23 protein-coding genes are annotated in these 24254 nt (G+C 65.7%); 15 read left to right on the plus strand and 8 right to left on the minus strand.

The window, feature by feature from the left end; translation table 11 throughout:
• Positions 1–38: 38 nt before the first annotated feature.
• Positions 39–1166 carry a glycosyltransferase family 2 protein gene (locus J2X55_RS04335; RefSeq protein ID WP_115916017.1) on the minus strand — a complete coding sequence of 376 codons (1128 nt, stop codon included), beginning with the start codon at positions 1164–1166 and terminating at the stop codon, positions 39–41.
• A gap of 175 nt (positions 1167–1341) precedes the next feature.
• Entirely contained in the window at positions 1342–2496 is a 1155-nt protein-coding gene (locus J2X55_RS04340) for a polysaccharide deacetylase family protein (RefSeq protein ID WP_309822053.1), read from the minus strand.
• A gap of 107 nt (positions 2497–2603) precedes the next feature.
• Between J2X55_RS04340 and J2X55_RS04345 the strand changes: the two genes are divergently transcribed.
• The 3 genes from J2X55_RS04345 to J2X55_RS04355 all read left to right on the plus strand — a co-directional run bounded on the left by J2X55_RS04345 (position 2604) and on the right by J2X55_RS04355 (position 6482).
• Positions 2604–3560: a Gfo/Idh/MocA family oxidoreductase gene (locus J2X55_RS04345; protein WP_309822055.1), complete on the plus strand. Its 957-nt coding sequence runs from the start codon at positions 2604–2606 to the stop codon at positions 3558–3560.
• A gap of 41 nt (positions 3561–3601) precedes the next feature.
• Complete coding sequence (chrA, locus tag J2X55_RS04350) at positions 3602–4795, plus strand: chromate efflux transporter (RefSeq protein WP_309822056.1); 1194 nt, start codon at positions 3602–3604, stop codon at positions 4793–4795.
• Positions 4796–4898: 103 nt separating this feature from the next.
• Positions 4899–6482, plus strand: coding sequence for an AMP-binding protein (locus J2X55_RS04355; protein WP_309822057.1), 1584 nt, complete (start codon positions 4899–4901; stop codon positions 6480–6482).
• A 76-nt stretch (positions 6483–6558) separates the two neighbouring features.
• Here J2X55_RS04355 and J2X55_RS04360 read toward each other — a convergent pair whose 3' ends face one another.
• Complete coding sequence (locus tag J2X55_RS04360) at positions 6559–8637, minus strand: MDR family MFS transporter (RefSeq protein WP_396653241.1); 2079 nt, start codon at positions 8635–8637, stop codon at positions 6559–6561.
• Positions 8638–9541: 904 nt separating this feature from the next.
• Between J2X55_RS04360 and J2X55_RS04365 the strand changes: the two genes are divergently transcribed.
• From J2X55_RS04365 to J2X55_RS04380, 4 genes are all read left to right on the plus strand, one after another.
• Positions 9542–10591: a Shedu immune nuclease family protein gene (locus J2X55_RS04365; protein WP_309822058.1), complete on the plus strand. Its 1050-nt coding sequence runs from the start codon at positions 9542–9544 to the stop codon at positions 10589–10591.
• 78 nt (positions 10592–10669) lie between these two features.
• Complete coding sequence (locus J2X55_RS04370) at positions 10670–11461, plus strand: DUF1883 domain-containing protein (RefSeq protein WP_309822059.1); 792 nt, start codon at positions 10670–10672, stop codon at positions 11459–11461.
• A 62-nt stretch (positions 11462–11523) separates the two neighbouring features.
• The gene (locus tag J2X55_RS04375) at positions 11524–12837 is read left to right on the plus strand and encodes a DNA cytosine methyltransferase (protein WP_309822060.1); all 1314 of its coding nucleotides are present in this window, start codon (positions 11524–11526) and stop codon (positions 12835–12837) included.
• Positions 12838–13244: 407 nt separating this feature from the next.
• Positions 13245–13928, plus strand: a complete 684-nt coding sequence (locus tag J2X55_RS04380) for a hypothetical protein (protein ID WP_309822061.1) — start codon at positions 13245–13247, stop codon at positions 13926–13928.
• A 13-nt stretch (positions 13929–13941) separates the two neighbouring features.
• Here J2X55_RS04380 and J2X55_RS04385 read toward each other — a convergent pair whose 3' ends face one another.
• The 3 genes from J2X55_RS04385 to J2X55_RS04395 all read right to left on the minus strand — a co-directional run bounded on the left by J2X55_RS04385 (position 13942) and on the right by J2X55_RS04395 (position 16603).
• A complete protein-coding gene (locus tag J2X55_RS04385; protein WP_309822062.1) occupies positions 13942–14646 on the minus strand; it encodes a HEPN domain-containing protein in 705 nt (234 codons plus the stop codon).
• A 1-nt stretch (position 14647) separates the two neighbouring features.
• Positions 14648–15871 carry a DUF262 domain-containing protein gene (locus J2X55_RS04390; RefSeq protein WP_309822063.1) on the minus strand — a complete coding sequence of 408 codons (1224 nt, stop codon included), beginning with the start codon at positions 15869–15871 and terminating at the stop codon, positions 14648–14650.
• 180 nt (positions 15872–16051) lie between these two features.
• Positions 16052–16603, minus strand: a complete 552-nt coding sequence (locus tag J2X55_RS04395) for a hypothetical protein (RefSeq protein WP_309822064.1) — start codon at positions 16601–16603, stop codon at positions 16052–16054.
• A 153-nt stretch (positions 16604–16756) separates the two neighbouring features.
• Between J2X55_RS04395 and J2X55_RS04400 the strand changes: the two genes are divergently transcribed.
• From J2X55_RS04400 to J2X55_RS04435, 8 genes are all read left to right on the plus strand, one after another.
• Complete coding sequence (locus J2X55_RS04400) at positions 16757–17155, plus strand: hypothetical protein (RefSeq protein ID WP_058623021.1); 399 nt, start codon at positions 16757–16759, stop codon at positions 17153–17155.
• Entirely contained in the window at positions 17155–18573 is a 1419-nt protein-coding gene (locus J2X55_RS04405) for an FtsK/SpoIIIE domain-containing protein (protein WP_309822065.1), read from the plus strand. The genes J2X55_RS04400 and J2X55_RS04405 overlap by 1 nt, the downstream gene beginning before the upstream one ends.
• A complete protein-coding gene (locus J2X55_RS04410; RefSeq protein ID WP_309822066.1) occupies positions 18570–18989 on the plus strand; it encodes a hypothetical protein in 420 nt (139 codons plus the stop codon). Before J2X55_RS04405 ends, J2X55_RS04410 begins: the two co-directional genes overlap by 4 nt.
• On the plus strand, positions 18976–20343 hold the full coding sequence (locus J2X55_RS04415) for a replication initiator (RefSeq protein ID WP_309822067.1): 1368 nt from the start codon (positions 18976–18978) through the stop codon (positions 20341–20343). The genes J2X55_RS04410 and J2X55_RS04415 overlap by 14 nt, the downstream gene beginning before the upstream one ends.
• Entirely contained in the window at positions 20340–20582 is a 243-nt protein-coding gene (locus tag J2X55_RS04420; RefSeq protein WP_309822068.1) for a hypothetical protein, read from the plus strand. Before J2X55_RS04415 ends, J2X55_RS04420 begins: the two co-directional genes overlap by 4 nt.
• Before the next feature lie 82 nt (positions 20583–20664).
• Positions 20665–21720, plus strand: a complete 1056-nt coding sequence (locus J2X55_RS04425) for a site-specific integrase (RefSeq protein ID WP_309822069.1) — start codon at positions 20665–20667, stop codon at positions 21718–21720.
• 206 nt (positions 21721–21926) lie between these two features.
• Positions 21927–22325 (plus strand): hypothetical protein, encoded by a 399-nt coding sequence (locus tag J2X55_RS04430; protein ID WP_309822070.1) that lies wholly within the window; start codon positions 21927–21929, stop codon positions 22323–22325.
• Positions 22326–22359: 34 nt separating this feature from the next.
• Positions 22360–22581, plus strand: coding sequence for a hypothetical protein (locus J2X55_RS04435; RefSeq protein WP_309822071.1), 222 nt, complete (start codon positions 22360–22362; stop codon positions 22579–22581).
• A gap of 358 nt (positions 22582–22939) precedes the next feature.
• Here the strand turns inward: J2X55_RS04435 and J2X55_RS04440 are convergent, their stop codons facing one another.
• Positions 22940–23791 (minus strand): hypothetical protein, encoded by an 852-nt coding sequence (locus J2X55_RS04440; RefSeq protein WP_309822072.1) that lies wholly within the window; start codon positions 23789–23791, stop codon positions 22940–22942.
• 9 nt (positions 23792–23800) lie between these two features.
• On the minus strand, positions 23801–24214 hold the full coding sequence (locus J2X55_RS04445) for a hypothetical protein (RefSeq protein ID WP_309822073.1): 414 nt from the start codon (positions 24212–24214) through the stop codon (positions 23801–23803).
• Positions 24215–24254 lie beyond the last annotated feature (40 nt).

The following is a 24254-nucleotide window of genomic DNA, read 5'->3' on the forward strand; positions in this document are numbered from 1 at the left end:
TCCAGCGTACGCCGCGGGGCGGCGAGCGGCGCGGCGGATCAGGCCGTGACTTCGTCTTCGAGGGGCTCGATGGCGCGGACCGCCTTGCCGACGCGGCTCTTCTTGGGCGCGTAGACCACGAGCGCGTGGAAGACGAAGCGCACCACGAAGGCGGCGATGAGCGTGAGGGCCGCGGCGATGACGCTCGGCATGTGCGCCTGGCTGACCAGGACCCAGATCACGGGGATGCGGATGATCGCCTCGACGCCGTTGAACGTGAACGACTTGATGAAGCGGTGCCGCATGAGCCCCGACTCCGCGCGCATGTCGGCGAACACGAGGTACTCGAGCGCGATGAAGTTCGCGACGATCGTCACGATGCTGGCGATCACCGCAGCGATCAGGTACTGCACGCCGAACGCCTGCAGCGCCCACATGATCGCGAGGTTGGCCAGCGCGCCGAGGCCGCCGACGACGGCGAACGCCGACATGCGGCCGAAACGCAGCATGGTCAGCTGGACGAGGAAGCGCATGCCCTGGCTGAACGACGCCTTCGACTCGCCGGCGAAGCGGGGAGCGAACGAGAACGGAACCTCGACGACCCGCATCTGCTTGCGCGCGAGGATCTCGAGCAGGATCTTGAAGCCGCGGGGCTGCAGCGTCTCGATGTCGAGCGTGCGACGGTCGACCAGGAAGAAGCCGGTCATCGGGTCGGTGCAGTTGTTCAGCTTGCGCGGGAACATCGCCTTGGTCAGCAGCGTCGATGCGCGCGACACCGTAGTGCGCACCGCGTTGGCGAGGCCGTCGGAGGTACCGCCGGCGACGTACCGCGACGCGACGACCACGTCGGCGTCGCCGACCTCGACGCGCGCCAGCATGTCGGCGATGACCTCGGGCGGGTGCTGGAGGTCGCCGTCCATGACGACGCAGAAGTCGGACTCCGCCGCGCGGATGCCCTCGACCACCGCTCCACCGAGGCCGCCCACCGGGTTGTCGCGGTGGATCAGACGGACGGGGATGTCGGCTGCGGCCGCGACCGCCCGGATGACGTCGGGGGTGTCGTCGGTCGAGTCGTCGACGAAGATGACCTCGATGGTGCGACCGAGCAGCGCGTGGGTCGTTCGTCGGACGAGCTCGGCGACGTTCGGACCTTCGTTGAAGGTCGGAACGATGACGGAAAGGTCCATAGATGCTCGCGTTTTCTCGGTAGTACAGAAGTGAACAGCGCAGACCTGCCGACGCGTGCCCGGTCTGAAAGTCTGGCGTACTTACCTGGGAGATCACGGATGCCCGCCTCGGCGGGCCCTAGGAAACAGCCTGTGACGCGGGTGTTTCCGGCGGTGCTCTCCGGCATTCGGAGGGTCAGCCGATCTCTTTCTTGAGATCGTCGACCGTCATTCCGTAATTCATCCGGATGACGGGCAGTGCGAGCTTATCGGTACCGAGCCGCACGTACCCGTGCTCGATGGTGCGACCGAGTTCGAAGCCCGCGCGACGCAGCCCCTCCTTCGTCGTGTCGTTGTAGTGGCCGAACGGATAGGCCACCACTTCCTTCGCGCCGAGGATCTGCGCCGACCGGTTCAGGTCGGCGGCGATCGTGTCGGCGTCGTCGTTGACCATCCGCCCCTTGCCGTTGGGGCCGGCGCGGTGCATGTCGTGGGTGTGCGATCGCTGGAGGACGAAGGGATTGGGCGGGCCCTCGGTGCGCGCCGAGGTGATCACGAACGAGGTGGTGAGCAGCTTCCGGTCGTTCACGATGGGGGCCGCCATCTCGAGCCAGGTGCTGTCGGCGTCGTCGTCGGTGATGATCACCGAGTGCTTCGGCAGGTAGAGCTTCCCGTCGATGAAGGCGCTCAGCTCATCCCAGGTCGGCAGGTAGAAGTTCGACTGCTGGATGTGCGCCATCTGCGCGTCGAAGTCGCCGATGTAGGCGTAGTTCAGCCGCAGCCAGTTGTCCTCGCCCTTCGGGTTCCGCGTGAACTGGTGATACATGAGGATCGGGATGCCAGCGGCCTCCGCCGTGTTCACCTCGGGGGTCGTCCATCCCGCGTGGAGCGTCCGCTGCCGGTCGGTGCAGGTCACGAGGTCGGCGCCGTTCACCCGCGCGGTCTGCGTCATCGCCGCGGCATCCGCCGTCGCGTCGTACCACCCGGCGAAGACGCGCCCCTCGGCGCGGGGGATCGGAAGGTTCTGGTAGCGCACGCCCTGCGTCTGCAGCTGCGGATCGAGGGCGATCCCGTCTCCCGCGAACGACACCGCGCACGACTGCGGATCGGTCGAGGTGGCCAGCAGGGCCTCGGCGGGGGTGAGGGGGGTGGGCGTCGGCGTCGGCGTCTCCGAGGGCGTCGCGCTCGCGACGGCGTCCTCGGTGGCGGGGGGCGCTTCGGGGCCGAGGGTCAGGGCGACGGCGCAGACGCCGGCTCCGACCAGGGCGACGGCGATGACCGCGCTGATCACGCGCTTTCGACGAAGGCGGCGGGAGGCACGGCGGCGGTGCTCGGCTCGGGTGATGTTCATGGTGCCTCGGGCTCGGAGAGGTGAAACGGCGCGATCCTATCGACGCGGAAGGGCGACTCCGTGAACGACGGCGTCTCCCGGCGCGGCGTCCGCGGGAAGATGAAGGCATGATTCGCATCGGCATTGTCGGGACCAGTTCCATCTCCGAGCGCTTCGCGGAGGCGGTCGCCGTCGTCGAGGGTGTCGAGGTCGTGCGGGTGGCCTCTCGCGATGGCGCACGTGCGAGGAGGTTCGCCGACGCGATCGGCGCGCCGCACACCGCCGTCGGCCTCACGGAGCTCCTCGCCGCCTCCGACGTCGACGCCGTCTACCTCGCCAGCCCGAACGCGCTGCACGCGGAGCAGGTGCGCGAGGCGGTGGATGCCGGCATCCCGACGCTCGTCGAGAAGCCCGCCGTCCTGTCGGCGCAGGACTGGGACGCCGCGGTGTCGCACGCGCGCGAGCGCGGTGTCGTCCTGCTCGAGGCGATGCGCTCGGCGTACGACCCGGGGCTGGAAGCGGTCCGCGGGCTGCTGCCGCAACTGGGCACGCTTCGCCGCGTCTCGCTCCGGTACGAGAAGCGGTCGGCGCGCTACGACCACGTGCTCGCCGGCGAGCAGACGAACATCTTCGATCCCGCCTTGGGCGGGAGCGCGCTCCGCGACCTCGGGGTGTACCCGCTGCACGCGCTGGTGCGCCTCTTCGATGCCCCGCGCTCGATCGTCGGCGTCCGCGTGGGCATCGCCTCGGGAACGGACGGGCTCGGGAGCGCGCTCGCCGCCTACGACGGCTTCGTCGCCGACATCGCGTGGTCGAAGATCACCGACACCGCCCTGCCGAGCGAGATCCAGGGAGAGGATGCCACGCTGTCCATCGACGCGATCGATGCGCCCCGACGCCTGACGCTCACCCCGCGCGAGGGCGATGTCGAGCTGATCGAGGTGGCGGCGCCGGCCAACCCGATGGTGGGCGAGGTCGAACGGTTCCGCGACGCCGTGGCCGGCGCCGACATCGCGGACGACCAGCGCCTCACCGGCCTCACGCTGCGTCTCGTCGACGAGCTCCTCGGTTCCGCGTCGGTGTGACGGTTCACCCGTCGTTTCCCTCGCCGGGTGAGCATGGGCGGATGCAGCGACCCGGCCGAGTGCGCGAGGTGTTCCTCGCCTTCCTGCGTCTGGGGGTCACGTCGTTCGGCGGGCCGGTCGCGCACCTCGGCTACTTCCGCGACGACCTCGTCGTGCGGCGGAAGTGGATGGACGATCGCGCCTACGCCGACCTGGTCGCGCTCTGTCAGTTCCTCCCCGGGCCCGCGTCGAGCCAGGTGGGCTTCGCGATGGGCCTGCAACGCGCCGGCATCCTCGGTGCGCTCGCCGCCTTCCTCGCCTTCACCCTGCCCTCGGCCGTTCTTATGGTCGCCTTCGCCGGGGGAGCGGCCCTGCTCGGCGGGCCCGTCGCCGCGGGCGTGATCTCGGGCCTGCAGATCGTGGCGGTGGCCATCGTCGCGCAGGCGGTCGGGGGAATGGCGCGCACCCTCGCCCCCGACGGCCCGCGGGCGGGTATCGCGGTCATAGGCCTCGCCCTCGCGCTGCTCCTGCCGGGGGCGCCGGGGCAGCTCGGTGCGCTCGCCGTGGGGGTGGTGGGCGGCCTCGCGCTGCTGCGCCGTGCGTCCGAGGCGTCCTCGCCCGCGATGCCCGCGTTCGGCGTGCCGCGCCCTGTCGCCGTAGTCTGCCTCGTCCTCTTCGCGGTGGGGCTGGTGGGGCTCCCGGTCCTCGCGGGGGCGACCGGGTCGGGTACGGTCGCGTTCGTCGACGCCTTCTTCCGCGCCGGCGCGCTCGTCTTCGGGGGCGGTCATGTCGTGCTCCCCCTGCTGCAGGCCGGGGTCGTCGAGCCGGGCTGGGTCTCGCCCGAGGCGTTCCTCGCCGGGTACGGGGCAGCCCAAGCGGTTCCCGGTCCGCTCTTCACGTTCTCCGCCTACCTCGGGGCGGTGTCGTTGGCGGGCCCCGGCGGTGTCGCCGGCGCGGCGATCGCCCTCGCCGCGATCTTCCTGCCGGGTTTCCTCCTGCTCACCGGTGTGCTGCCCTTCTGGGACGCGGTGCGCGACCGGCCTCGCGTACGGGCCGCGATGCGCGGCACGGGGGCGGCGGTCGTCGGCATCCTGGGCGCGGCCCTCTATGCGCCGGTCTTCACGACGGCGGTCACCGGTCCGGGGTCGCTGCTGCTCGCGGTGGTCGGTTTCGTCCTGCTCACGGCGTTCCGCATGCCCGCGTGGGCGGTCGTGCTCGTCGGTGCGGCCGGGGGTGTGGTGCTGGCGTTCACCTGAGCGCCGACCGAGAGCGGGTCCCGTCCGGGATGACACCGCGTCCCACGGATGCCAGGATGAGCGCACGGCGCTGACGCCGCAGCAGTTTTCGAGGGAGAGAACCGTGTTCCAGAGTCCGTACCCGAGCATCGAGATTCCCGACCAGAGCATCTACGACTACCTGTCCGCCTCTCTCGACGAGGCCGACCTCGATCGCGTCGCGCTCATCGACCCCGGCACCGGCGCCGAGACCTCGTACCGCGCCCTGCGCGCGCAGGTCGACGCCTTCGCCGGAGCCCTGGCCGCACGGGGTGCCGACACCGAGACGGTCGTCGCGATGCTCTGCCCCAACGTCCCCGCCTTCGCGACCGTGTTCCACGGCATCCTGCGCGCGGGCTCGATCATCACCACGATCAACTCGCTCTACACGGCGGGCGAGATCGAGAAGCAGTTGAGGGATGCCGCGGCCACCTGGCTCGTGACCGTCTCGCCGCTGCTGCCGCAGGCGCTGCTCGCCGCTCAGGCCGTGGGGATCCCGGACGACCGCCTCATCGTGCTCGACGGGGCGGAGGGGCACCCCGACCTGCGCTCGCTGCTCAGCGAGGGTCGTACCCCGCCCGAGGTGAGCTTCGACCCCGCCACCCACGTCGCGGTGCTGCCGTACTCGTCGGGGACCACCGGCGTCCCCAAGGGGGTCATGCTCTCGCACCGCAACCTCGTCGCCAACGTGCACCAGTGCCGCCCGGTCATCGAGATCGGGCGCGAGGATCGCGTGCTCGCGGTGCTGCCCTTCTTCCACATCTACGGCATGACGGTGCTGCTGAACCTGGCGCTGCGTCAACGCGCGACACTCGTCACCATGCCGCGGTTCGATCTGATGGAGTTCCTGCGGACCGTGCAGGACCACCGCTGCACCTTCCTGTTCATCGCCCCGCCCATCGCGGTCGCGCTCGCCAAGCACCCCGCCGTCGATCAGTTCGATCTCTCGAGCGTGCACAGCGTGTTCTCGGGCGCCGCCCCTCTCGACGGAGAGACGGCCGAGACCGCCGGCCGACGGATCGGCGCCCGCTTCTACCAGGGCTACGGCATGAGCGAGTTGAGCCCCGTCTCGCACGCGATCCCAGCGGGCTCCGACCTGCCCGTCAGCTCGGTGGGAGTGCTCATCCCGGGGTGCGAGGCGCGGCTCGTCGACCCCGAGACCGGCGCCGACCTCGAAGAGCACGGCGACGACGGCTTCACCGCCCCCGGGGAGATCTGGGTCCGCGGTCCGAACGTCATGCTCGGCTACCTCGGTCGACCCGATGCCACCGCCGAGACGCTCGACGACGAGGGCTTCCTGCACACCGGCGACATCGGCGTCCACCATGTCGACGGATCCTTCACAATCGTCGACCGTCTGAAAGAGCTCATCAAGTACCACGGCTACCAGATCGCTCCCGCCGAGCTCGAGGCGCTGCTGCTCTCGCACCCGAAGATCCAGGATGCCGCGGTCATCGGCGTGCGCGGCGACGACGGCGAGGAGATCCCCAAGGCCTTCGTGGTGGCCGCCCCCGACTCCGGACTGAGCGCCGATGACGTGATGGCCTTCGTCGCGGGAGAGGTCGCACCGCACAAGAAGGTGCGCCGCGTGGAGTTCATCGACGACATTCCGAAGTCGACCTCGGGCAAGATCCTGCGTAAAGACCTGCGGGCGCGCGAGGCCGCCTGAGTCTCGGGCTCCCCGGGGATACCGAAGAAGGGCGGGGCGTCTTGCGACACCCCGCCCTTCTTCGGTAGCGATGCCCTTACGGGGCGATCAGTGCGCCGGTCTGGGCGGCGGCCTCTTCGGCGCGCTTGTCTTCGTCGTCCTTGCCGCGGCGTTCGTCGGCGGCCTCCTGCAGGGCCGACTTCGCCCGCAGCGGCGGGGTGCGGAAGAACAGCGACAGCACGAAGGCCAGCAGCACGACACCCATCGCGGTCCAGTACACGGTCGTCGACGAGGAGTTGAAGCCGACGAGGAACGGCTTGGTCAGGCGCGCGTCGGCACCCACCAGGAACGAGGTGTCGTCGAGCGTCGAGTCGCCGACCGACGTGTTCTCATCGCCGGCCGAGAACTGTTCCTCGATCGTCGTGGCCGCGGAGTCGACGAAGGCCGCGCGCTGCGTGGCATCCGAGAAGTCCAGGGTCACGGTGCCGTCGGAACCGACGCGCGCGACCGGCACCTGCTGCTGGATCTGCGCCGTGGCGGCGGTGATGGCCTGGGCGACCGCGGTCTGGGTGGCGGTGGCCTGCGCCGACGCGGGGATGCGACCGGCGGCGACCTGCTCCGAGACCGCCTGGGTGGCGGCATCCCGAGCCTGTTCCACCCCCGTCTGCAGCTGCGAGGTCGTGCCGTCGACGATCTTCGAGACGATCGGGGTGTAGATGCCCGACATGATCTTCTCGTTCGCCGGTGCCGAAGCGACCGTGGGATCGAGGGCGGCATCGAGGGCATCGGTGAGCGTCGCGCGGTCGGCGAACGAGCCGATGATGTTCGACGGCATGAGCGTGAACAGCAGCGACAGCAGCACGGCGGTACCGAGCGTTCCGCCGATCTGACGGAAGAACGTCGAACCGCTCGTGGCCACACCCATGTCGCGCAGGCCCACCGAGTTCTGGCTGGCGATGGTGAGCGTCTGCATCAGCTGGCCGAGGCCCAGCCCGATCACGAGCATCGCGATCGCCACGTGCCAGTACGGGCTGTCGTACTTCAAGAAGGTCAGCAGGAAGAAGCCCACCGACATCAGCGCCGTGCCCAGGATCGGGAACATGCGGTACCGGCCCGTGCGCGCGATGATCTGGCCGCTCGCGATCGACGCGATCATGAGCCCGAGGATCATCGGCAGCATCTCGAACCCGCTCTGCGTGGGCGACGAACCCAGCACGAGCTGCAGGTACAGCGGCAGAGTCAGCATCGCGCCGAACATGCCGAAGCCGACGAGCACGCCGATGATCGTGGCCATCGAGAACGTCGGCGAGCGGAACAGCTTGAGCGGGATGAGGGCGTCGTCCTTCATCGCGGTCTCGGCGATGACGAAGGCCAGGATGCCGAGGGCACCGATGACGTAGCAGGCGATCGCGATCGGCGAGCCCCAGCCCCACTCGCGACCCTGCTCGGCCACGAGGAGGAGCGGGACGAGGGCGACGATGACCGTGGTGGCACCCCACCAGTCGATGCGCACCGAGTGCCGCGGCTGCTGGGGGATGTGCAGGAACTTCCAGACGATCGCCAGGGCGACGATGCCGATCGGCACGTTGATGAGGAAGACCCAGCGCCATCCGGTGATGAAGAGGATCTGGCTCGCTCCGGCGAACAGGCCGCCGACGAGCGGGCCGATGACGCTGGAGATGCCGAAGACCGCGAGGAAGTAGCCCTGGTACTTCGCGCGTTCGCGCGGGGCGAGGATGTCGCCCATGATCGCGAGCGGCATCGACATGAGGCCGCCGGCGCCGAGACCCTGGATGGCGCGGAAGGCCGCGAGCTCGACCATCGAGGTCGAGAAGCTCGCCAGCACCGAGCCGATGATGAAGATCAGGATGGCGATGAGGAACAGCGGGCGACGACCGAAGATGTCGGAGAGCTTGCCGTAGATCGGCGTCGAGATCGTCGAGACGATCAGGTAGGCCGTGGTGACCCACGCCTGCAGGCTCAGACCCTGGAGGTCGTCGCCGATCGTGCGGATCGAGGTGCCGACCACGGTCTGGTCGAGGGCGGAGAGGAACATGCCGGCCATGAGGCCGAAGATCACGAACATGATCATGCGGTGCGTCATGACCGTGTTCGCGGCGCCGGTGGTGGTGGGCGGAGTATGGGCGCGTCTGGTTCGCGTGGTGATGTCTGACATCGGGGCCTCTTCGAGAGAAGGCCTGGCGGACGGCTCGGGATGGCTCAGTCGGGCGCCAGGTGTTTGCTAAAAGTCAACAAATAGTAGCGCTGTCTGGCGACGCCGGAAACCACCCCTGGCTGGGTGGACCCCGCGCGGCCGTCCGTCGCGGGCGCGGGTGACGTCGTCACGAGAACAGGGGATGCCACGAGAACAGGGCGCTATCGCGGGAAACGGCCTGTTTTCGGCGCATGTCCTGTTCTCGGCGCGGTGTGGCGCGGTGCGGCGCGTGCCGGGTAGGCATCGGCGCGGCGCGCCGCGGGGGAGGGGGCGGGATGCCGACGCAGAGCGGCACCCGGGCAAAGCAAAACCCCCGCCATGTAGAAGCTAGGCGAGGGTTTCTGGGGTGACTGTAATGATCACCCGTGTGGCTCCGACGGGCGTCGATCCCGTGACCTCACGATTTTCAGTTGTATTCGCGGGGTCGGCGGGTGCTCACGAGTGCTCGTTTGCCGCGTGATTCCGAGGAAGTCGTGCTCGTTGGTGATGGCTGGTGTTGGATGGTTTCAGCCAAGTTCCCGGCCCGAGACCGGCCCGCTTTCGCGGTCGCCGTACTGCGCATGAAGCGGATCGGAGATTCTGCGGCACCGGCGTCGGCGGCACGGTCCGATCATCTCGATACTTGCTCGCTAACCGTAGATCGAGCATGCTCCGAAGTGTGAGCGCAGCCAACCGTCCAATCGACTGGGCACGTCTCTTGCCGCCCGAACCTACTACCGAGGCGGACTATGCATCCCTCAGAGTCTTGGGTCGGACGACTGTCGGCAAGTCGTTTCCGTTGCGATTCGGCTCGACGGCTGATTTGGGCTCCCCAACGCGGACTGTCTGGCAGGTGGTTGGGGCAGCGGAGTCAATACGAGCCGGATTGCCCACCGACGAGGAGGAGATCGTGAACTTACACGCGAGTCCGGCGGGACGAATACAGGTGAAGGCTAGGATCGTCCGTGACCGGGGACGTGTCGTCGAGATTCGAATCGAGAGGTCCACCGGATACGTCGGGAAGGACGCCCGCCTCGATACACTCGTCAGCCTGGACGAGGAAGCAGCAAAGCGTCTGATTGACCTCTGCTTCGCGTTGCGTGGAATCGATCCAGCAGATGGGGACACCCTCAAGATCGACGAGGATGTTCTGGCGACGGTGCTCCAGGATCCGAGTGCGCTTCAGGCCATCTACTCGCAGGATCCGGACAGGTTCAAAGCTGTTATCGAGGCTGATGTCAGCGCGAAGGATGTTGTCGCCGTCGCAGCGAGGCGAAGAATCGTCTCTCGGTTCGAGCAACTCCTCACCGACGAGTCTGAGTTCGAGAGCGCGCGAGCAGGCGGCAGCGCGGAAGCCGTCTGGCAGCGATTCTTCGAGGAGAATCCATGGCTCCTGGGGACGGGCCTCTCGGGGCGTCTGCTCACTTCGTGGGACGACAAGAAGCTTGAGCGACTTGTAGCGGGTGCGTCGGTGGCTGACGTAGGAAAGCGAGTAGATGCACTGCTGGTCAGCTCGGGCATCGTCTCCTCACTCGTGTTCGCTGAGGTGAAGCTGCATACAGATGCGCTACTTGAGTCGACGGAGTATCGATCAGGAACCTGGGCGCCTTCGAGGGCTTTAGCCGGCGGTGTCGCGCAAGCGTTGGTAACAGCCGACCGCGCTCGCGAGGACCTCGGCCAGTGGTTGGACTCTCGTGACGATGATGGATTCAGCACAGGCGAGCGGGTCTTCTCCGGGGCGGTCAGGTCCTACCTGATCGTCGGAACGCTGGCGAGCCTGGCGCGAGGCGAACAGGTACACCCGGACAAGGTGCGGTCTTTCGAGCTCTTCAGGCGATCTACGAGCTTCCCCGAGATCCTCACATACGACGAGGTGCTCGCGAGGGCCAAGTGGAGCGTCGAGCTTGCAGAGGATGAGCCGGTCAGCGGACATTGATCGTAACTACACGAGTCGCCTGACGTCGCTGACTCGAGGACGTCGGCCGATGTCGCAGGTATGGGGAATGATCGCGGCATGCAGCATGTCAAGTACGACCTCGGGCAGATCAAACGTGGTTCGACGGTTGTCGTAACCCTGGATAAGCAGGCGAATGTGCAATTGATGGATCGCAGCAACTATTCGAGCTACGCGAGCGGCCGACAGTATCGCTACTTCGGTGGCCTGATGAAGACTTCTCCTGCGCGCATTCCCGTACCAAGTGACGGGCACTGGTACGTCGCGATCGACCTGGGTGGTGGAGCGGGTCGTATCCGCAGCGGGGTAAATGTGGTGCCCCCGCCGCGGGGAAACTTGCCGGACTACCGAGAGCCTTCTGAGCGTCCGCTTCGCGACGTGCTCGATGTGAGAACCCCACATCGTCCTGACGATCCTGACGTGCTTGACGGCCGCACTTGGGATGTTTTCATCTCGCACGCCAGCGAGGACAAGGCAGCGGTTGCCATCCCGTTGGCGGAGGCGCTTGAGCACCGGGGGGTCTCGGCTTGGCTCGATAAGGCCGAGCTTCGGATTGGTCAAAGCCTACGTCGACGCATCGATCAGGGACTTTCGGCGAGTCGCTTTGCAGTCGTGGTCCTCAGCCCCGCCTACTTCGCGAAGGGCTGGCCGCAGTACGAGCTGGACGGCATAGTGACGCTGAACGTCGCGGGCAAGCAAACGCTGCTTCCGATCTGGCACGACGTGGACCACGCCGAGGTCGCGTCAAGGAGCCCAAGCCTTGCTGACAAGGTCGCGCGCTCTACCGTTGATACCGAGGTCGAAGCAATCGCCGACGAGATCGCGGAGGTCGTTCTTGAGGCGCGACGGTGAGGTCTACGCTGTCGGCGGAGTGTCCGAGAACGGATGGCCCAGCTACATGGGAGGGTTGATACATGGATGACCTCGGACTGCCCGTCGAGCAGCGGGGCCCGACCGTCATCGACTTGTTCTCAGGGGCGGGAGGGCTGTCCCTCGGTTTCGAGCAGGCGGGCTTCCGGATCGTGGCGGGGACCGACTACGACCCCGACGCGATGGCAACCTATGCTCGTAACTTCCCAAACGCGATCGCGGTCACCGGCGACATTCGCAATGACTCCGTAAAGGATCGCGTTTTCGCTCTGGGTTCGGATGTTGACGTGATCATCGGCGGCCCGCCGTGTCAGGCCTTCTCGCAGGTTCGCAATCACTCTCGCCTAATCGATGACCCTCGCAATTCGCTGTACCGAGAGTTTGTCCGTGTCGTTGACATGGTTGAACCGCGGGCATTCGTCATGGAAAACGTGCCTGGCATGGATCAAATGGGCGTGCGTGAGCAGGTTCGGTCCGACCTTGCTCTCGGCGGCAAGTACATTGTCTCGTCGACGCTCCTCGATGCTGCTGAATTCGGCGTACCTCAGACGCGGAAGAGGCTTGTGTTCGTCGGTGTCCACCGCGACCTCGGAGTGGCGCCGCCGCCGATCGAAGGGTCGGGCGCTACCGCGGCAGTCGCTCTTATGCCGGACTCCGTCTCCCACCGCGGATACAGGCTTGGCCTGCGGAATGACGTTGTTGCGGAGGAGTTGCTCGATCGGCTTCGCGATCCGAAAGACACATCCGTCGTCTCTGTGGAACAGGCGATCGGCGACCTCAACTTCCTTGAAGCAGGAAACAAGCAGGGTGCCCTCCGCAGCGACGCTCTCGTTCGCCCAGCCTCGGCATATCAGAGGCTCATGCGCAACCGCCGTGGCGTCAGCAACCTTGAGGTCCCACGGATGAACGTCGATACGCGACTGCGACTCGAGGGCATACCCGCGGGGGGCAATTATCGAGATCTCGCGGAGCACCTGCAGCGGCGTTACCTGACTGGCCAAAAGTGGGGTCCTTCCAACGGCACCGAGATGCTGTCTCGCAAGCATTACTACGCTTATCGCCGTCTGCACCCTGCGTTCTGGGCTTGGACGCTGAACACGAAGGCCGACGCTGTTTACCACTACTCCGAGCCGCGGGCGCTGAGCGTCCGCGAGTTCTGCCGGTTGCAGTCCTTTCCTGACGCCTTTGAAGTCACCACGGATCCCCGCCGCGGCGAACTGGAGGGCCGGCAGCCCAACGGCGCGACGCATAGCCGCTATCGTCAGATTGGAAACGCCGTCCCACCCCTGCTTGCAGCGGCGGTGGCGGGAAGCCTCAAGCGGGTGCTGGTGAATGAAAGAAGTCGTATTCAGGTGTAGGCATGCCTGAGCCGCGGGAGTCGGACGCGATCTCGCGTGCCTTCGGGGCAGAGAATCGGTATCGGCTTCTTGACCAGTACTTTCGCGATTCACTCGGGGAAATTGTCACTCCTGAGAGCGCGTGGCGGCATGTTTACCGCCTCCTGCTCTGGATCGATCGCACAACCGGGCTTGCCCATTGCTACGAGAGTGACAAGTGTCAGCCAGGGCGTCCGTGGTACGCGAGGTCACTGCAGTTCCATAGCTGGCTAAGTGAGCAGTATGAAATCTCGCCACGAGACCTGGGCGAACGAATAGATTGGCTCTTCTCGGCGGCTGTACGAGATCTGTCGATTGCTACCGAGGCAGCGCGGGCCCAACGGCTTGAACGTGCAGACTCTCAGCGGCGACCATTTGTGGGCAAAGACATGCCTCGCCCGGACGAGGATCTGGAGCTTGAGGCCATAGTTAGTGATGCGATCGAAAGTCACCTCGGCTCGGCGCCCGCCGAGGACTTCATTCGCGATCTCCTGGTTCGCATCAAGGGTCATATCGGCAGTGAGAATAAGCGAAAAAATCTTGTCGGCGAGGGGTTCGAAGATACTCTCGCTGGACTACTCCGTCGGTGGGAACCGACTGTTCGTAGCTACGACATCAGAGTCAGGCCAGCGTTACACGACTTGCCTGGCTTCTATGCGCCGCGCGGAAGTGACAAGACGAAGAAGGTGGATCTCGCGCTTGTGAATCGCGCCACAGGTCATCGTGTTCTGGTGAGTTGCAAGTGGAGCGTGAGAAGTGATCGCGAAGAGCAATTCATGACCGACTTCGACGCGTACTCCAAGCTGGAGAGCAGCGGTAAGAGCTTCGACTACGTCCTGGTGACGAATGAGTTTGATCCGGCACGGCTGGCGGCCGCCTGCGAAAACCGGAGCGGAAATGCCGAGATTTTCACTCGTGTAGTGCACGTCAACCCGGACGGTCCGCGAGAAGCATACGCGGCCCCGAACTCAGGATCGAGAGCTAGGGCTGGGGGTATGGAACGAGCCATTGGTCACATGGCCTCCGGGCGGCTGGAGTCTCTTCAAAGGTGGTTCGAGTCGTTGTCCGCTTAGAGCTACGAGTCGCCTATGCAGAACGCAGTGAACGCGACACGCGAAGCCGTGGTGCTCCATGCCTGATTCTGTCTCGTTGCGCCGTTGACTTCTTGATTCGGGAACCCACTGCCTGCGACAGCAGGTGAGCGCGGATCGCCGCCGCGCCCGCGACCGCATCCCTTACCCATCGCTTCACGTCTTCAGGATCGAGTTCCTCGGCAATTGCGGTGACTTTTGTGGAGAAGGGCGAAAGATGACTAGAGCTGCCCCGCTTCGTTCCGAAAGTCGAGAGGTCGGCGATCGCAGTCCCAAGCGCCTGCTCGAAAGCAGCCCAGTTCACACCGACGGCCTTCGCCAGCTTCGCTAGGTTTTCCTCCTTCAAGCCGTTGTTGGCTGCGATCGCTTTCTCGAGAACTTTGCGTCCGGGGCCCCGTATGAAAGCTGCCGTGTCACGCCTTCGGTGAGCGACCTTCAACTCATCGGGGATCTGCTCCGCGACGGCGAACGCAAGCGAAACGGCCGCCGACGGTACGACCTCTCCCGCAAGCTGAGGGCCGAGGAGGTCGAAGAACTCCTCAAAAACGCTCTCGATGTCCTCTTCGAGGACGGAGTGTGACAAGACGAGGTAGGCGTGCAGGTTGGCCTTCTCGGACTTGGTCAGCCGCCCGGGAAACTCCGTCGTGATGGAGGACAAGAACGCGACCTCGAGCGTCGAGATCTGCGTGCGTGCATCCATCTCAGGCCCTCAAGAGCGGTGCTGGCAGGTCGTACGTAACCCCAGTGACTCTTTGAACGGCGTCGCGCCACGCGCGGTGACGCGTGGTGAACGCGTCTGCGGTCTTGGTGGTTGCTGATATCGATCGAATGAATGCATCGTTTGTTCCAGAGAGCAACTTGAACTCCTGAAGTACGTCGTCCGCACGACTCACGATCGCATCTCGAACTCGCGGGATAGCGAACGAGAAACCCTGCACATCAAACACAGCTCTATTTAGCGCACGCTCGAACCGCGGGGGTTTTCCATCGCCGGTCGTCCATTTTCGAGCGAAAGCGTCGGCGCCAAATGCCGTCATTCCCGCGATGACGCCGTGCTCGAACTCCTGCAGTGCGATGTCGAGCTGGCGCTCTTGAACGTCCCAGTCGCGATTGAAGAGTCGCGACGTGTCGTCCAGGAAGGACTTCAGGTTTCCGCGGTACGTGACCGGCGACCTGGAAAACGCGAGGTGACGAAGGAGGAGCTCTGCGTCCACCATCCGACGGTCCGGGTTGCGGTTGTTCAACAGTTGCTGAAGCGCGAGTGAGTCGCCCGAGCTGCGATCAAGCCACTTGATGAAGTCGCCGTGGATGAGGGCTTGACGCAGCTCCTGCGGCGACAGCGGTACGCTTCCCGTATTGAGGCGCAGAAACAGTGACAAGAGCATGCGCTCGGAGTTCCAGTCTCCGAGTACGACGGTCCGGATACTGTGATTCTCGATAGTCGCGATCAGGTCTGGGCGCTTCTCTTCGAGCCCGGCGATCGTGAGGCGATTGAGTTCCGGCAACACCTCGAGGCCCGTCAGCCGTAAGCCTTCGAACTTCTCGTCGCGGTCTTCTTCTTTGCGCACGAAGAACTGGCGGAGGGCGAGCAGTCGTTGCTTTCCATCGAGCACGAAGAAGTGACCGGGTCGGTGCGGCTCCTCCGCGAGCACGATCTGCGGGATGGGGAACTGGAGCATGATGGACTCGATGAGCTTGCTCTTACGGCTCCCTAACCACGCATTACGTCGTTGAAACGATGGCGCCAGATCGATTCGACCCTTCCGCATTTGCGAGACAAGGGTTTCAACTGTCCAGTCCTTGCTGCTTACGGATGCGACGAAGGTAGAGGGTGGGTCGTCGAGGTCCGCTTCGTCCTCGCCCTGGCCCGGGACGAGAGGGATGCTCTCCTCAAGGAGAAAGTCCGAGTCCTGGGCATCGGCCATGGAGGTCTGTCCTTTCGCGCGGCCCGGTGGGTCCGGACTTTCGCGATCATATCGGCTGACTAGACTCGGTGCTCGCTTGCCGAGGAGCGCCCGGACCGCAGCGAAGCGAGGACCGGACGCACCGCAGGCTGGCGAGAGCCGCCGGCCGTTAGGCCGGCCTTGAACGAGTAGAGAAAGTTCTCACAGCTCGTCGTCCGCGAGGCTTTGCAGCACTCGGCTCGTGGCGCGAGCCTTGTCGGCCGACGGCAGCCACGGTCGGAAGTGCCGGTCGGTCTCCGCGGTGGCCATCGCTTGGTCGAGTGCGTCGGAGATGCCGCGAAGATCCTCGAAGCCTAGGGCGCGGATGCCTACACGGATCGCGTCGAGGTCCGGCTCAGGTGAGAGCAACGCCTCGATCGCCTCCACAGTCTTCGGTGTGTACCGCTTTGCGAAGGACTGAGTGATCGCTCCCTGCATTGCAGCGAGCTCGCCGATCGGCGGCTTCGGCTGGTGAAACTTGTGCGTGTAGGCGTTGAAGACGCTGCGATAGTCCCGTGTGGCGCGATCGGCGGCCTCCGCTGCCCACGACATCTGCAAGAACGCTTCGTCGTGGTTCTGGGGGGTCTCGCCGCTGATCTTCTGAGTGTCCATTGCCTCGACCCCGGCAGCCGCTCGCTCTTTGAGCCGCTGGAGGACGTTGCGAACCGGGTCGGGAACGACGCCCCACGTCGGCAGCGCCGGCAGTTCGTTCATGGTGACTCCTCCACGGCTCCGAGCTTACTCGTGTGCGGTTTTTCTGCTCGTAGAACACGAAGCCTCTTAAGTGAGAAAAAGGTTGACTACCTCAGCGCAAAGGGTGATGCTGTTTCTGTGAGCAAAAAGTTCACCAGTTGAGAGGAACTAGTAATGGCAATCCAGTCAGCAATCCCAGTCAGCTTCGACGCGTTCTTCCCGCGGGGTGCGTTCGTCGTCGGCGAGGTCGAGCCGATCGTCAAGTGGTCCGACGACGGCGAGCGGCAGGGGCAGGACCTCGACAAGAACTCCGGTCACCCGCTCTGGCAGGTGCGCGTGATCGACGCCGACCCCGACGCCAAGAAGGGCCAGGGCGAGGTCACCGTCAAGATCGCGAGCATCTCGGAGCCGCAACTGCCGCCGGAGCTGAACGGTCTGCCGTTCCGCCCGGCTGTCTTCGAGGGTCTCACGGTGACGCCGTACGTCAAGGAGGGGCAGGGGCGGCCGCGCGTCGCCTACTCGCTCCGCGCCCGTGAGATGAAGCCGGCACCGAAGCCGCGGGGTGCCGAGTAATGCGGATCACCGTGCCGCGCGGACTGCGTAGCTGGGGCGACGAGATCGGCATCCTCCTGCGTCGCTGGTGGTGGGCCGCGGCGATCGTCGTAGTCATCTCATGGTTGCCGCCGGTGCCGGCCGTGCAGCTTGCGTTCAACGCCGGATGCCTGGCGCTTGTCCTCCTGGCCGGCCTTTGGCTGACGGTGACGGCGCTCCGGATGCCGCGCAGTGCCGAGGACAAGTGGAGGCGCGATGTCTCGCGCAACATCCTCGCGAACTGGCCCGGGGTAGCGTCGCGCGTCGGCCTCGGTGTCCCCGGCTACGGCACGCGCGGCATGGTGGTCCCCGCAATCAGCACCCCCGTGTGGGAAGGGTGGACCTGCGCCGTCGGCGTTGTCCTCCCGCAAGGACTCGGCCGTGAGCACCTGCAGGCGCAGGCAGATTTACTCGCGCAGGCCTTCGGCGCACGCCGCGCGACGGTCCACGGTGAGCACATCGGCGCGATGGCGTTGCGGCTCGAGTTCGTGGATGCGCTTGAGTTCGCGTTCTCCCTCGACCTGCCCGTGGCGTGGGACGGCAAGACGGTCCCGATGGGCAGAGACGCAACAGGCGGACCTTGGTCGCTTCGCCTCGGTCCCCACACCCTCGTGGCCGGCGCATCGGGCAGCGGCAAAGCATCGCTTGTGTGGGGTCTGCTCCTCGGACTCGCCGAACCCATCCACAGCGGCCTCGTCGAGGTCTGGGGCATCGACCGCAAGGGCGGCATGGAACTCGCTCTCGGGCGCTCGCTGCTGACGAGATTTGCCGCCGACGCCGAGCGCTCGGTGATTCTGCTCGAGGATGCCGTCGCCGCGATGCAGCAGCGAGCGACGGATCTCGCGGGCAAGACCCGACAGCATGTCGCGACCCTCGACAGCCCGACGATCGTTGTGCTGATCGACGAGCTCGCGGCGCTCACCGCCTACGAGACCGATCGAGATCTGCTCCGCCGGGCAAACTCCGCGCTTGCGACTCTCGCCTCACAGGGCCGTGCTGTCGGGTTCATCGTGTTCGCCTGTCTCCAAGATCCGCGCAAGGAGACGTTGCCGGCGCGCGGCCTCTTCACTCAGACGGTCGGGCTCCGACTGCGTGACCGCATGGAGACCGCGATGGTTCTCGGCGACGGAGCCGTGGCGGCAGGTGCACGATGTCACGAGATCTCGCCGACCACTCCCGGCGTCGCATATGTCCTGCCCGAAGATGGCCGCCCTCCCGAGCGTGTCCGCGCGGGACTGATCACCGACGACATGATCCGCAACGTTTCGTCACGGTTTGCCGCACCGCGGCAGGTCCCCGTCGTCATCCCCGAAGCACCCGCCTCCGACGAGCGTCAGCCGCGCTCACACCGTGCGCCGCGACCCCCGCGCCGCACCTCACGAAAGGAAACCGCAACATGAACAGCATCCGTGGTCTCGCATCGCCCGCCATCGTCGCGGCGCTCGTCCTGTCGGGCTGTGCGGCACCGACTGGGAGCCCGTCACCCACCCCAAGCCGCCAGGCGACCGGGACAAGCCCCGCTGACGTTCTTGCGCCGTGCAACCTGGGGGAGAAGTGGGACCGCGCCGCCATGCTCAAGGTCGCACGATACGACGCGCCCGCCGTCGACGACAGTCTGCTCGACGACTTCGGACCGACCATCGCGAACAACTCCTGCTCGGACGCAGCGATCGTCAACTGGCAGGAGTTGCGCCGCGAGACCGGCGAGAGCGACGAGATCTGCCGCATCACCTGGTACGACGACCCGTTCATGGGCCTGACCTACCCGATCGGCTGCGCGGTGCCCGTGATGGTGGTAACCGATGCGTCTCGATGAGTCCGTCGCGCGGCGGCTCCGCAGTGAGGAGTACGACCGTTGGATGCACAACGTCGCCTCGACGGGCTACTGCCTCAACCCGGTGCGTCTCGTCGGATCCTCGGCGACGCTCCACGAGGCATCCGGCGAGATCCTCTCGGAGTACTCGTCGACGAGCGAACCGGACGGCGTCACCTTCACTCGCTGCGGCAATCGACGCGCCACACGCTGCGAGTCCTGCAGTCACGAGTACAAGGGCGACACCTGGCACATGATCATGGCCGGCGCTGCGGGTGGGATGAAGGAGGTGCCAGAGGAGGTCGCCGAGCACCCGATGGTCTTCCTCACACTCACCGCCCCGTCGTTCGGAGCCGTTCACACGACCGCCGTCGACCGTCGCACCGGAGTCTGCGAGCACGGCAAGCCGAGAGGATGCCGCTGCCACCATGACGACGACGATCCGCAGCGCGGTGATGCGGTGTGCGCCGAGTGCTACGACTACGTCGGTCACGTCGTCTGGCAGTACCACGCGCCCGAGTTGTGGCGTCGGTTCACGATCCGGCTGCGCCGCGAGCTGGCTCGATCGCTCGGCATGACGCAGCGCGCAGCGGCCCGCGTCGTACGGCTGCAGTTCGCGAAGGTCGCCGAGTTCCAACGTCGGGGAGTCGTCCACTTCCACGCCATCATCCGGCTCGACGGCATCCATCCCGAGCTCCCTTTCCCGGCGCCGCCGGCCGCAGTGACGACCGATCGCTTGGTGACCGCGATCCAGTCTGCCGTGAGGAAGACGAGCGTCGCTGCGGCTCCACTTCCTGGCGACGCCAGAACTCGCACGCTCACCTGGGGCAAGCAGTTCGACGTGCGGCCGATCGTGCGTCGCGAGGGTCTTGACGGTGCACTGTCCGACCGTGCTGTGGCCGCCTACATCGCGAAGTACGCCACCAAAGCGACCGAAGACCTCGAGCCGACGGGCGCCGGCCGTGATCACATCAAGCGCATCAAGTCGACCGTTCGCGAGTTGGCGACTGTCGTCGATCCCGAAGGACCGTACGAGCAGCTGCATCGCTGGGACGGGATGCTCGGCTTCCGAGGTCACTTCTCGACGAAGTCACGGCGCTACTCGGTGACGCTCGGATCGCTCCGTGGCGCACGACGGACCTGGCGTCTCAAGCACCTGCTCGCAAAGACGAAGCCGACCGAGGAGATCAGCCCCGACGAGGTACTCATCATCGGCTCGTGGTCATACGCGGGCATGGGCTGGCTCACCGACGGCGACAAAGCACTCGCGAGAGAGGCAGCGGATGCCGCGCGCCAATGGCGCCAGGACCGCGCACGAGACCCCAAGACCCCACCCAGCGAAAGGAGCATGACGTGAACACTCACACCCCCGTCGACGACCCCGAGACCGACGTCGCCGATCATTCCGAGCACAACGACTACCTGACTCGCCGCGAGGCGGCCGCGCTCTGCCGCGTACCGCTGTCGACCTTCGACTCGCTGCGGCGGCAGAACCGGTTCCCGTTCCCCGACGCGCACATGGGCAAGCACATGCTCTGGCGGGCGTCGACGGTCGCTGCGTTCCTCCAGGCCGGCGGTACCCGCGGTGTCGGCTGAACGGGGCGAGCGGATCGACCCGAAGACCCGGCGTCCGCTGCCCGAGGGCATCCGTTTCCGCAAGGACCGCGGCAAGTACCAGGTGCGCATCTGGGCGATTGGTCTGAACGGCGAGCAGCGCGAACGCTCGACCTACGTTGAGACGCTCGCCGAAGCCAAGAAGCTCCGCGCGGAGACGCTCACTCGCCGGTATCCCGATGGCGACATGACGCTGACCCAGTGGCACTCGCGCCACTGGCCGGTCATCGAGGGCAGCGTGCGGGCGGCGACGGCGCGTGCATACGAGCGCGGATGGCGGCTGCGGGTGAAGCCGTGGCTTGGTCACGTGAAGCTCGAGAAGCTCACGGCGGGCGTCATCGAAGAGGCGATCATCGGATGGGACGGAAGCACCTCCACGCGCATTGATGCGCTCTCGGTGCTGAGTCGCCTGCTCGATGGCGCTGTCCGCGCGCATCTCGTGCCGCTGAATCAGGCGCGTCTCGCTCGTCGTCCGAAGCCCGAGTCGACGACGAGCCTGCGCTCGCGCGCGCTCACGGCCGCGGAGGTGCCGACGCTGCTTTCAGCGATCGATGATGCGCACTATCGGCGCTACATCGCCGCTCTCGTCTACACCGGCATGCGCGCCAACGAGGCGACCGCATTGCGCATGGAAGACGTCGATCTTGCGCATCGGACGATCCACGTACGACGGGCATTCAGCATCGGCGCGGACGGGCGCGGCGTAGAGCTGACGCCGAAGAGCCACAAGGAACGGGACGTGCCGATCCCTACGCCGCTCGTCGCGCCGCTGACCGAGGCCATGGCCGGCAAGCACCGCGGCGACCTCGTCTTCACCGGTCCTCGCGGGGGACGGATCAATGCCTCAAATGTCCGTCGCGCGATCGATTGGAAGACGCTCCGAGCGAAGCTACACCGCAACGACCTCCGGCTCCACGATCTGCGCCACACGCTTGCCACGATGCTGTTCGATGCCGGCGCCTCGGCCAACGACGTCCAGGCCGTGCTCGGGCACTCCAGCATGCAGATGACCGAGCGATACAGCCGCGCCCGCTCCGACGTCGCCAAGCGGGCGGCCGCCGCAATCGACTCGCTGTTCGGCTCAGACCTCGGTCAAGCTGAGAGAGGCGGCGACTCATGATCGTCCGGAACGAAGACGGCACAATGACGCTCGGCGCTGACAGGCTGCCAGGCAGCGTATGGGGCTCCAACCTGCGAGCGGTCCTGCCGACATCCAGGTGGGTAGCGCTAAGCCGTAGGACTGCAGAGCGCGCCGGTCGAGTGTGCGAGGTGTGTGATCAGCCGTCGTTCTACGGCGAGGGCACGCGAAACCCGGACTGTCATGAGATGTGGGAGTTCGACGGAGACGGATCTCACCATGTCCAGCGGCTCGCCGGAGTGATCGCGCTGTGCGGCGCCTGCCATGAAACACAGCACTCCGGGCTGGCGGAGCTCAACGACCGGTGGGAGTCAGTTATCGCGACCCTGTGCCGAGTGAACGGGTGGGACCGAGCGGATGCCGAGGCCGACATCGAGCGCTCTCGCGAACGCTACCGCGAGCTGTCGAACATGGAATGGGATCTGGATTTAACGGTGCTCGCGGGATGGGTCACGCTCGACGAGTACCCCAGCCTCGTGATCCCGTCCGAGGGTCGTGCAACCCTAGGAAACACGCTCGACAAGACCAAGCGGAAGCTCTCGCTCATCGTTGGAGCCAAGCTCCCCGACGCGATCTGGAGGTGGTGATGTGAGCGAGTCGGAGTCGCGGTTCGCGACCGCAATGGATGTAGTCCGCGCCGCAGCGAGGGGCGGCATCTCGCGCGAAGAACTGGTGAGCACGCTTCGCTCATGGACGTACGAGCCGCAGTACAGGACGACCGGCCTCGCGGACGACTGGGAAGCGCGGCCGAACAGCTTCGACGCCATTGAGTACGCCTTCATCGTCGGCCTCATTGACGAGCACGACTACGAACTCATCCTTCGACGACTCGACAACGACTGAGAGGGTCTCCGATCGCATCGCGCCCGCGGCGTCCCAGTCCGGGCCAGCCATCAACGTCTACCCGCAGTGGCGGAAAGCTATCCTGGCAGGTTATGAAAAATCAGGATCTAGACCGCACTGTGGTGCTCGGCGGGATCGAGTACAACATCGTGTTCGCATCTGAGGTGAACGACGAGCAACGCCTCGAATTGAATCTCCCCGCGCGCGGCACCCGGTGCTCGTGCAAGGAGTGCGTGTGCGAGAACGATGCTGATGCCGGATCTGCTGCTTGCCCGATGTGTGGCTGCTGCCTCGCGGATTGTCCCGACGTGCACCCGTCTTAAACGGTTCGGTGCCAACCCACATCGAGCGCTTGTCGCTACTTCGCGAAATCGTTGCTGAACATATTCAGATGAGTCCGCTCCGATGCCACTAGCCACGAGTCGTGGCACGTGCGGAACGATCCCGAGATCCGGACGTTGTCTGTTGCATGCGTCACATTGAAGTGACGCTGCGGTTCGAGCGGGACGCCGAAGCGGAACATGCCGCGAATCGTGCACACGGAGGAGTGCTCGCCGCCTGTCTCAAACCAGGAGTGCTTCTCAGGGCCATATTGGTAGCAAGACGGCCGTTCGTCTTTGAAGTACTTAGTGGGGTACTTTGATCGCCGCCGCGGGCCACGAAGCTTCGTCACAGCTGTGAGGGCGGGGACCACGCGATCTTGGAAGTCCACCGCCATTGCTTGGGTCTGGCACAAGTCCATGAACCGCCTGAAGACTTCAGAGTCGAAGTTCTTCGCCGGCAGAATCGCGGCTTCCATTCGCGTCTTGTCGCTCATCGTGCGCATCAGAACCGCAAGGTTCGTGAGGAGACGCCCGAAGTGGCGAATCAGGAAACTCTCGCGATCCTCGATGTAGGTCGCGTCGACCTGGCCCGCAAAAACTCCATCGCGAATCCCGGTGACGTCCTGAACTGTGGTGCTGTCGAACAGGACCACCACTCCATCGAAGGCGGCTTCCCCTGGCCGGTTCTCCACCACGCCCATCGCGTTACTCAGGAAATCGACAAACGGAGTGCGCTGCTTTGCGGGGTTGAATGCAACCATCGTCAACTCATTGGAGCCGGGGAGCCTGGCATTACGAAGAGCCGCTGCGCTGATGTCCGTACGAGGCTTTTCGAGGGTCTTGACGAGAGCCTCGTTCGTCGCGAGGAGGACCGCGAGAAGGTGCACTCGTCGTGATTACCGCGTCGCGGCAAGGACGCGGGCAACGAAGCTGGCCGGAAACGTCACGGCTTGCTGCTCCTCTGCGGTCATGCTTTCGATCACCCTCGCGAACGCGCGAGCATCGTCAGGAGTGATGCCACTGGGGGGCGCGGCAGGGAGCGCGGGGAACTCGTACTCCTCGTTGAGAGGAATCAGGCCCACGCGAGCAGAGTGTGCTGGGTCTTGCACCAGACGCAGACCGGCTACAGCCGCGTTCTCCTGCAAGAAGCCCTTCAAGTTCTTGCCCCCGAGGGCTTCCTTGTAATCCTCGCCCGGCCACAACCTATCGATCCTCTTGGGGAGCTTGGAGAGCAGGACCGGGAACTTGGTCGTTGGCCAGTCCTCCTCGACGATCCGGCGGATCGCGTCGAGCAGCTCGGGTGACTCCATGCTTGCGCCCTCTCTCTGAGTACGTGACAGCTTAGTTGCG

The organism is Microbacterium sp. 1154 (assembly GCF_031455375.1).
Lineage (GTDB): Bacteria > Actinomycetota > Actinomycetes > Actinomycetales > Microbacteriaceae > Microbacterium.